The organism is Comamonas sp. GCA5 (genome assembly GCF_036541385.1).
Classification (GTDB): Bacteria; Pseudomonadota; Gammaproteobacteria; order Burkholderiales; family Burkholderiaceae_C; genus Comamonas; species Comamonas aquatica.
Map to the genome: position 1 here is coordinate 1 of NZ_JAZHFR010000106.1, position 9,381 is coordinate 9,381.

General features: G+C 65.6%; 7 protein-coding genes and 1 pseudogene. 5 read left to right on the forward strand and 3 right to left on the reverse strand.

What is annotated here, in order from left to right; translation table 11 throughout:
• Positions 1-29: 29 nt before the first annotated feature.
• Positions 30-845 (reverse strand): phosphonate ABC transporter ATP-binding protein, encoded by an 816-nt coding sequence (locus SJH88_RS17195; protein WP_274755192.1) that lies wholly within the window; start codon positions 843-845, stop codon positions 30-32.
• A 132-nt stretch (positions 846-977) separates the two neighbouring features.
• A complete protein-coding gene (locus tag SJH88_RS17200; protein WP_274755193.1) occupies positions 978-1,859 on the reverse strand; it encodes a putative selenate ABC transporter substrate-binding protein in 882 nt (293 codons plus the stop codon).
• 136 nt (positions 1,860-1,995) lie between these two features.
• On the opposite strand from SJH88_RS17200, the gene SJH88_RS17205 reads away from it, so the two are divergent.
• From SJH88_RS17205 to SJH88_RS17220, 4 genes and pseudogenes are all read left to right on the forward strand, one after another.
• On the forward strand, positions 1,996-2,163 hold the full coding sequence (locus SJH88_RS17205; RefSeq protein WP_154163924.1) for a hypothetical protein: 168 nt from the start codon (positions 1,996-1,998) through the stop codon (positions 2,161-2,163).
• Positions 2,164-2,318: 155 nt separating this feature from the next.
• On the forward strand, positions 2,319-2,447 hold the full coding sequence (locus SJH88_RS17210; protein WP_267970562.1) for a hypothetical protein: 129 nt from the start codon (positions 2,319-2,321) through the stop codon (positions 2,445-2,447).
• A 163-nt stretch (positions 2,448-2,610) separates the two neighbouring features.
• A complete protein-coding gene (gene argA / locus SJH88_RS17215) occupies positions 2,611-3,957 on the forward strand; it encodes an amino-acid N-acetyltransferase (protein ID WP_154163923.1) in 1,347 nt (448 codons plus the stop codon).
• Between the two features lie 379 nt (positions 3,958-4,336).
• Positions 4,337-6,717: pseudogene (locus SJH88_RS17220) on the forward strand (adenosylcobalamin-dependent ribonucleoside-diphosphate reductase).
• Between the two features lie 66 nt (positions 6,718-6,783).
• Here the strand turns inward: SJH88_RS17220 and SJH88_RS17225 are convergent.
• Positions 6,784-8,307, reverse strand: a complete 1,524-nt coding sequence (locus SJH88_RS17225) for a sulfatase-like hydrolase/transferase (RefSeq protein WP_274755194.1) — start codon at positions 8,305-8,307, stop codon at positions 6,784-6,786.
• Between the two features lie 145 nt (positions 8,308-8,452).
• On the opposite strand from SJH88_RS17225, the gene SJH88_RS17230 reads away from it, so the two are divergent.
• Positions 8,453-9,130, forward strand: coding sequence for a glutathione S-transferase (locus tag SJH88_RS17230; protein WP_274755195.1), 678 nt, complete (start codon positions 8,453-8,455; stop codon positions 9,128-9,130).
• Positions 9,131-9,381: the final 251 nt, after the last annotated feature.

Sequence of the window (9,381 nt, forward strand, 5' to 3'; positions counted from 1 at the left end):
GTCGGACAAAGGCCGTTGCAGCGCCGGCATCAGCAGCCCCTGCGCACCGCCGCCAGCGTGCTGGCGGCCGCGGTGTGCGGCAGATCCAGTGACTGCGGCGCCTGCAGGCCCTCGGCGGCGTACAAGGCCTGCAACTGGGCCGGCGTGACCTGGCGGGCCGGCAGATCAAACACGATGCGTCCGCCGCGGATGCCCACCAGGCGCTCGAAGCACTGCTGCGCCAGCTCCACCGCGTGCAGGCTGGCCACCAGGGTGGCGTTGCGGGCCTTGGCTTCCTGCACCAGCAGCTGCACGGTGTCCAGGGCCAGCGTGGGGTCCAGGGCCGACACCGGCTCGTCCGCCAGGATCAGCTGCGCCTCCTGGTACAGCACGCGGGCGATGCCGACACGCTGCAGCTGCCCGCCGGACAGCTGGTCGCAGCGCACGAACAATTTGTCGGCCAGGTGCACGCGCTCCAGCGCCTGGCGCGCGCCGGGCAGGTCCTGGGGGTAGAGCAGCGAGGCCAGCGACTTCCACGCCGGCCACTGGCCCAGCTTGCCCGCCAGCACGGCGGTCACCACGCGCTGGCGCGGCGGAATCGGGGCGGACTGGTGCACGGTGCCAATCCGCGCGCGCAAGGCGCGCAGCGCGGCGGCGGACGCCCAGGCCGGCTGCTGCAGCACGGTCAGCTGCCCCGCAGTGGGCTGCAGCGCCGTGCCGATGGTGTTCAGCAGGCTGGTCTTGCCCGCGCCGGAGGGGCCGATCAGGGCGATGCTTTCGCCCTGCTGCGCCTGCAGGTCGATGTCCGCCAGGGCGACATGGCCGTTGGCATGGGTCAAGCCCAGGCCATGCAATGAAAAACTCATACAGATGCTCTGCAAACTGTAGCTTTCAGCGCAACATGGATGCGCGCTGTCCGCCAATTTTGCTAAATATGCGCAGCACGCCACCACGTGCCTGCACCGGGCAGGCCACGCGGCGGCGCTGCGACCACCGGCTTACTTCAGCAGGCCTGCGGCCTTGGCGGCCTCTTCGATGCCCACGTAGTTCTCGGGCTTGGAGGGGATGAACTTGGAGGCGCGCTGCAGGTCCATGATGGCCTTGTGCTCGGGCTTGGCGGGGTCCAGCTTCAGGAAGGCCTCGGTCAGCTTCTTGGTGATGGCGGGGTCCAGGTCGCCGCGCACGGTCCAGTTGTAGTCAAAGTACTCGGGCGTGGTGTGGAACACGCGCACCTTGGCGGGGTCGACCTTCTTGGTCTCGACCAGCTTGTCCCACACCGAGGTGTTCAGCACGCCCGCGTCGGCCTTGCCGGCGGCCACGAAGGCCACGGTGGCATCGTGCGCACCGGAGTAGGCCACGTTCTTGAAATCCTTCTCGGGGTTGATGCCGGCCTTCTGGATGAAGTAGCGGGGCATCAGGCTGCCCGAGGTGGACGAAGGTGCGCCAAAGGCGAAGGTCTTGCCCTTCAGGTCTTCCAGGGTCTTGATCGACGGATCGGCCGTGATGAAGCGCGAGGTGAACACCGCATCCTCGGCACGCTGCACGATGGGGTTGGCCGTGCCCTTGGTGCGGATCTTGGCCTGCACGTAGGTGAAGCCGCCCAGCCAGGCCATGTCCAGCTTGCCAGTGGCCAGCGATTCCACCACGGCGGCATAGTCGCTCACGGGGGTGAACACGACCTTCATGCCGGTTTCCTGCGACAGGTACTCGCCCAGGGGCTTGAACTTGCGCTGCAATTCGGTGGGGGCCTCGTCGGGGATGGCCGAGACGCGCAGCACTTGTTCGGCGGCGGAGGTGGAGAAGGAGGCCAGCGCGGAAGTGGCGGCCACGGCAAGCAGCGCCTGCTTGATCACCAAGCGGCGTGGGGAAGAGAAGGACATGTGGTTTCCGTTTCAAAAGCCACCGCCGGACGGAATTGCTCGGCGGTTTAATCGGTGCTCCAGCACGCTGGGCACCCTCGGTGCAAGGGCGGTACGACAGACCGCTGGGCGGAATTCTCGCACCCATGGACCAGGCTTGAGCGCTGTCAAGCCAGTTGCCGCAGCAGACCGCTGCACCATCACCCAGCCCTGCCCGGCACATCGCCATGAAAATAAAAGCGCTCAGCGCATAAAAATCAAGGTTTTGACAACGAATTGTTTTCCAAACCAAGATGAATTCAGCGCATCAAGCTCTCTTTTTTGAGAATCGGCAGGACACCCTGACAACACCAGGGTTTTAGCCTGACACCCTTCCCCCGGCACGCGCTTCGTGGAACCATGGCTTCAGACCGGGCGCCGCGCGCTGCGGCCCCGGCGGTGGAAGATGAAGTGATTCCAGCTTTCTGCAAGGAGGCCGCAATGACCGAGTTCGACGCCCTGCACCCCCTGCTCCAGGCGGTGGTGTATTACGGCAGCCCCCTGCTGCTGCTCGCGGGTCTGGCAGGCTTTGCCACCTCGGTGGCCCTGTGGTTCCTGCGTGCTTCCTGAACACGGCGGCGCGGCACGCCGGCACGCTTCGCCATCCACGATCCGACCACACTCGCAAAAAAGCGCTGCACCCTGATCCACGCGGCTACACTTCGCACTGGCTTGCATTCCCCACGGAATGACAAGCCTTTTTTCCCTTCTGACGCCTGCTTTTTCGCCGCCCATGTCCACTGTCTTCAACTTCACCTTTGTTCCCTGGTTCCGGTCTGTGGCCCCGTACATCCACAAGTTCCGACACCAAACCTTTGTGGTGGGCATCACGGGCGAGGCGATTGCCGCCGGCAAGCTGCAAGGCATCGTGCAGGACCTGGCGCTGATCCAGGCCATGGGCGTCAAGCTGGTGCTGGTGCACGGTTTCCGCCCCCAGGTGAACGAGCAACTGCGCCTCAAGGGCCAGGAGCCGCAGTACTACAACGGCACCCGCGTGACGGACAGCGTGGCCCTGGACTGCGCCCAGGAAGCCGCCGGCCAGCTGCGCTACGAGATCGAGGCCGCCTTCAGCCAGGGCCTGCCCAACACCCCCATGGCCGGCGCCCGGGTGCGCGTCATGTCGGGCAACTTTCTGACCGCCCGCCCCGTGGGCATCGTCAATGGCGTGGATTTCATGCACTCCGGCCTGGTGCGCAAGGTGGACGTGGAAGGCATCCGCCGTGCGCTGGACTCGGAGGCCATGGTGCTGCTGTCGCCCTTCGGCTTCTCGCCGACGGGCGAGGCCTTCAACCTCAGCATGGAAGAGGTGGCCACCCGCGTGGCCAGCGAAATGAAAGCCGACAAGCTGCTGTTCCTGACCGAAGTGCCCGGCGTGCGCACCGACCCGATGGCGCCCGAGAGCGATGACAACCCCATCGACACCGAGCTGCCCCTGGCCGCCGCGCGCCAGTTGCTGGCCAAGCTGCCCGCGCCGCAGGTGCCCACGGACACGGGCTTTTACCTGCAGCACTGCGTGCGCGCCTGCGAACAGGGCGTGGAGCGCAGCCACATCCTGCCGTTTGCGGTGGATGGCGCGCTGCTGCTGGAAATCTATGTGCACGATGGCATCGGCACCATGGTCATCGACGAGAAGCTGGAAGAGCTGCGCGAGGCCTCCATCGACGACGTGGGCGGCATCATCCAGCTGATCGAGCCCTTCGAGAACGATGGCACCCTGGTCAAGCGCGACCGCACCGAGATCGAGCGCGACATCGCCAGCTACACCGTGATCGAGCACGACGGCGTGATCTTCGGCTGCGCGGCCCTGCACCCCTACCTCGAAGCCAAGACCGCCGAGATGGCCGCCGTGACCGTCTCGCCCAAGGCCCAGGGCACGGGCGACGGCGAAAAGCTGCTCAAACGCATCGAGCAGCGCGCCCGCATCATGGGCTGCGACACCCTGTTCGTGCTGACCACGCGCACCATGCACTGGTTCATCAAGCGGGGCTTCCAACCGGTCAGCCCGGACTGGCTGCCCGAGGCGCGCAAGGCCAAGTACAACTGGGACCGCAAGAGCCAGGTGCTGGTCAAGAAGCTGTAACCGACGTTTACCGATCAACGGCAAAAAAATTTTAAACAGCACTTATCAACAAATAGCAGCAAAATTCTCATGAATACATGATTTTCTGCTATTAATTTCATACTCCCAACCTGACTAGAATACGCGCCGTGCTCGGTGCAGAAACCGCTGCGATAGCCCCGACCAGGGCCCCACTATTGCAGCGCCCGCATGCCGGTGGCTCGGATTTTGGGTTCCAATTAACCTTGGTTGGCCCTGGCGCCAACCGGGCCCACCAAGCCCGAATCCGATCCCCTGGCCGGGCGTGCCAAGTACGCCCGGCCTCTTTTTTTTCGTTCCCTGTGCATGGCTTTTGCTTGTGCAAGGACTGTCTCGACATTCTTCTTACTGCAAAGACGCAATGACTTCTTTGAACACCCAACCAATCAGCCAAGACGTCTTGGCCGAGAAATACCTGGCTGCCGGCGAACACACCGCCGAAGACCTGTTCCGACGTGTCTCCCAGGCTCTGGCAGACCAAGAAAAGCCGGAGCTGCGCGCCGAGTGGGCGGAGAAGTTCTTCAAAAACATGCAAGCCGGTGCCATCGGCGCCGGCCGCATCATGGCGGCCGCCGGCCTGGACACCAAGGCCACACTGATCAACTGCTTCGTGCAGCCCGTGGCCGACGCCACCAACGGCTTTGACGAAAACGGCAACCCCGGCATCTACACCGCGCTGTCGCAGGCCGCGGAAACCATGCGCCGTGGCGGTGGCGTGGGCTATGACTTCTCCAACCTGCGTCCCAAGGGTGCGCGGGTCAAGGGCACGAACTCCTACGCGTCGGGCCCCTGCTCCTTCATCGACGTGTTCGACGCTTCGTGCACCACCGTGGAATCCGCCGGTGCGCGCCGCGGTGCACAGATGGGCGTGATGCGCATCGACCACCCCGATGTGCTGGACTTCATCACCGCCAAGCGCCAAAAGGGCCGCTGGAACAACTTCAACGTCTCGGTCGGTGTGACCAGCGACTTCATGCAGGCCGTGGAAAACGATGCCCCTTGGGAACTGGTGCACGTGGCCACCCCCTCGGACCTGCAGATCGATGCCGGCGCCTACCAGCGCGACGACGGCAAGTGGGTCTACCGCACCGCGCAGGCGCGCGAACTGTGGGAGAGCATCATGAAGTCGGCCTACGACTTCGCCGAGCCGGGCATCCTGTTCATCGACAACATCAACAACGACAACAACCTGTACTACGCAGAGACGATTGCCGCCACCAACCCCTGTGGCGAGCAACCCCTGCCCCCCTACGGTTGCTGCGACCTGGGCCCTATCATCCTGACCAAGTTCGTGCGCGATGCCTTCACGCCCGAAGCCCGTTTTGATGTGGACGCTTTCCGCGCCGCCGTCGCCATCCAGGTGCGCATGCTGGACAACGTGCTGGACGCCACCGTCTGGCCCCTGCCCGAGCAGCACAAGGAATCGCAGCAAAAGCGCCGCATCGGCGTGGGCTTCACCGGTCTGGGCGATGCCCTGATCATGCTGGGCCTGAAGTACAACAGCGACGCCGGTGTGCAGCAGGGCGAAACCATCGCCCGCCACATGCGCGACGCCGCCTACCTGGCCTCGGTCGAACTGGCCAAGGAAAAGGGGGCCTTCCCGCTGTTCGACGCAGACAAGTACCTGGCCAGCGGCTTCACCCAGCGCCTGCCCGAAGCCATCCGCGCCGAGATCCGTGCCCACGGTATCCGCAACAGCCACCTGCTGTCGATCGCGCCCACCGGCACCGTGTCGCTGGCCTTTGCCGACAACGCCTCCAACGGCATCGAGCCGCCCTTCTCGTGGACCTACAACCGCAAGAAGCGCACGGCCGATGGCGGCAACAGCCACTACACCGTGGAAGACCACGCCTACCGCGTGTTCAAAGCCATGCACGGCGCCGATGCGCCCCTGCCCGAAGCCTTCGTCAGCGCGCTGGAAATGACCGCCGCCGAGCACGTGGCGATGATGCGCGTGGTCCAGCCCTACATCGACACCGCCATCTCCAAGACGGTGAACATCCCCGCCGACTATCCGTTCGAGGACTTCAAGAACCTCTACATGGAAAGCTGGAAGGCCGGCCTCAAGGGCTGCGCCACCTACCGCCCCAACGACACGCTGGGTGCCGTGCTGTCCGTGGAGCCGCCCAAGCCCGCCGAAGCGCCCAAGCCCGTGGCCAGCACCCACAGCAGCAACATCGCCGCCGTGGTGGAACGCCGCCCCGAAGGCCCGCTGAACGCCGTGGTCGACAAGATTGAGTACTTCACGCACGACGCGCGCGCCGCCTGTACCTGGTGGTCAGCTTCATGCTGGTGGACGGCGTGGAGCGCCCCATCGAGTTCTTCATGCCCGTGGGCCAGACCGGTGAGAGCCAGCAGTGGATCACCGCCACCATGCGCTCGCTGTCGCTGGCCGCGCGCGGCGGCTTCCTGGACAAGGCCCTGGACGACCTGCGCAAGGTGGCCTGGGACCGTGGCCCCATCCGCTACGGCTGGATGGACAAGGCCGACGGCAGCCGCGTGCCACTGTGGCACGACAGCGAAGTGGCCCTGCTGGCCTACGCCGTGCAGGCCATCATTGCCAACCGTGGCGAGGCCCAGCCCGCCCCCAGCACCAGCGCAGCCCCTGCACCGGCGCCTGTGGCCGATGCCACGCAGACCATGAGCGGCAAGAAGTGCCCCGACTGCGGCGCCCACGCCGTGATCAAGAAGGATGGTTGCTCGTTCTGCACCGCCTGTGGCTATATCGGCGCTTGCGGCTGATCCAGCCTGCGCAAGCAGCTATGAAAAAGGAGGCCTTGGCCTCCTTTTTTTATGGACGGATGACGCTCACTCCAGCGAGCAGCGATCCGCGTGGGCAATCGCCTGCCAGTCACGCCCCTGGAACTGGAGCGCCTGCGGCGAGTGGTGCCGCGGCTGCGCCCCATCGCCCACGCCCCAGCGCACCAGCTGGGCTACCATGGAATTGCCATGCAGGGGCGTCTCGCGCTCTTGCGCGCTGAAGCGGGGCATGCCTGCCGCCTCGGCCGTCGCCGCCAGCGCCGGGTTGCGCCAGACCAGCAGCGGCACCTCCAACGTGCTGCGGCTCAAGCCCGTGCGATAGCCCTCGCTGCACGGTGGCAACACCAGCCCGTGGTCGCTGCTGTAGACCAGCAGGGAGGGACTGCCCGGGCGGGAGGACTGGTCGAGCAGCTGCGTCCACTTGGCGAGCAAGGCGCTGCTGTAGTGCAGGGAGTTGTCATAGGCATCTTCCAGCGCGGCGTAATCTGCAGGGTAGCGGTGCTTGACGTCCGGGTGGCTGCCGAAGGTGTGCAGCACGACCAGCTTGTGCGTGGCGGGGTCCTGCAGCGCACGGCGCAGGGGCTCCGTCAGCGCATCGTCGTCCCCGCCATCGCCCACCTTGGTGTAGACATCGGCCGAGCGCCGCAGGGTCTGCACAAAGAAGTCTTCCTGGCTGTCGAAGAAGCGCGAATTGGTCAGCACAAAGGTCTTGAAGCCCGCCTGGTGCGCCACATCCAGGAACGAGGGGGCCTGCTGCTGCACGCTGTCGTTGGCCGACAGGCCCGTCAGCATGAAGGGCAAGGCGGCCGCCGTGTTCGAGCCCTGGGCCATCACGCGGATGGCCTCGATCCCCGGGATGTCACGCAGGGGCGCGTTGGTGTCGCCGCCGCCATAGCCCAGCAGTGACCAGCGCTGGGCCGAAGCGCTTTCGCCAATCACCACTACCAGCGTCTGCACCGGGGCCGGCTGCGACGGCGGCACCGGCAGCCGCGGGCTGTAGAACAAGGCCGCATTGATTTGCCGGTGCAGCAGGTAGGCCTTGACGATGTGCAGCGGGTACACCCGGTCGAGCTTGTTCAGGTAGCCCCAGCCGTCGTAACCCTTCTTGGCGCCATACAGCGCGAAACCGCCCCACACCATCGCGCTGGCGATGCAGGCAACACGCAGCAGCGGGCTGCGGCGCAGCGACTGCGCGGGCCAGCGCAGCAGCGTCCAGCACAGCCAGCCGGAGCCCAGCAGCCACAGCAAGGCCATCACCACGGTCAGCGTGGGCAGGGTGTGCACGAACTCCCAGGTTTCGCTGGGCGTGGTGCGCAGCGCCGTGGCCAAAAAGAACTGATCGGCCAGATAGCCAAAGAAGCCCACGTGCACCACATTCACCAGCCCCAGCAGCCACACGGCGGGCACCACCACCCAGCGCACCGGTCGCAGCAGCAGCAACGGGGCCCACAGCACCGCCGCCAGGAGCCACAGGCCCAGGGATTTCGCATGCACGCCCTCCAACAGGCAGGGGCTCAACAGCAGCAGCCAGGCGATGAGCGCCGGGGCTATATTTTTTTTGTTGTGTTTCATTCGCTTACACCATCCAAGCGGGCGAGCTTACCCCAGGCAGGGCACGGCTGGCTTACTCCGCCGCGATACAGGCTTTGTCCGGAGGACTTAAAGTACGCAGCTTGTCTTTCCACCCTGCTGCGTTTTCACCAGCACCGTCGCTCCCATGACCCTTGCGCCTGCCCTGCCCGTGCTCTATTCCTTCCGCCGTTGCCCCTACGCCATGCGTGCGCGTCTGGCACTGGCCCATGCCGGACAGGCCTGCGAGCTGCGCGAAATCAACCTGCGCGCCAAACCACAGGAACTGCTGCAGGCCTCGCCCAAGGGCACAGTGCCGGTGCTGGTGCTGCAAGACGGCCGCGTGATCGAGCAAAGCCTGGACATCATGCTGCACGCCCTGCGCGCCAACGACCCGGACGGCTGGCTGGCCCCCACCCAGGGCACGCTGGACGACATGCTGGCGCTGATCGGCCGCAACGACGGTTTCTTCAAGCAAGCCCTGGACCGCTGCAAATACCCCGAGCGCTACACGGCCGAAGAGGTCAACCAGGCCCAGACCGATGCCATCACCTGGCTGGCCGCCCTGGACGAGCAACTGGCCGAGAGCGGCTACCTGTTCGGCCTGAACCCCAGCCTGGCCGACATGGCGCTGCGTCCCTTTGTGCGCCAGTTTGCGCGCATCGATGAAGCCCAGTGGGCCGAGCAGCCCTGGCCCCACCTGCAGGACTGGCTGCAGCGCTGGATCGATTCGGCGCTGTTTGCCGAAATCATGGAAACCTACCCCGGCTGGGTCCCCGGCACCAAGGGCCCAACCTTCAGCACCGACAGCATCGAATCGGCCTGAGCCGGTGCGCAGGCCATTGCAAGCATTTTTGGCCTGTAGCGCATAACCAGCAAGAGGCAGCAGCTCCTCTTTTCAATGTCGCATCACAGGCTTGCGCGGCACCCCGGCCGAAGGGTGGCAGCCCGCCATGTGGCCACGGCCCTCACCGGCCGTGGGCAGAGCGGCGCAACGCCGCCTCCCGCAGCAGGCCTCCCCTGCCATCGCCAGCCGACACCAGGGCGCGGGCTGTCCATCGCGGCCCGAGGCGCCAG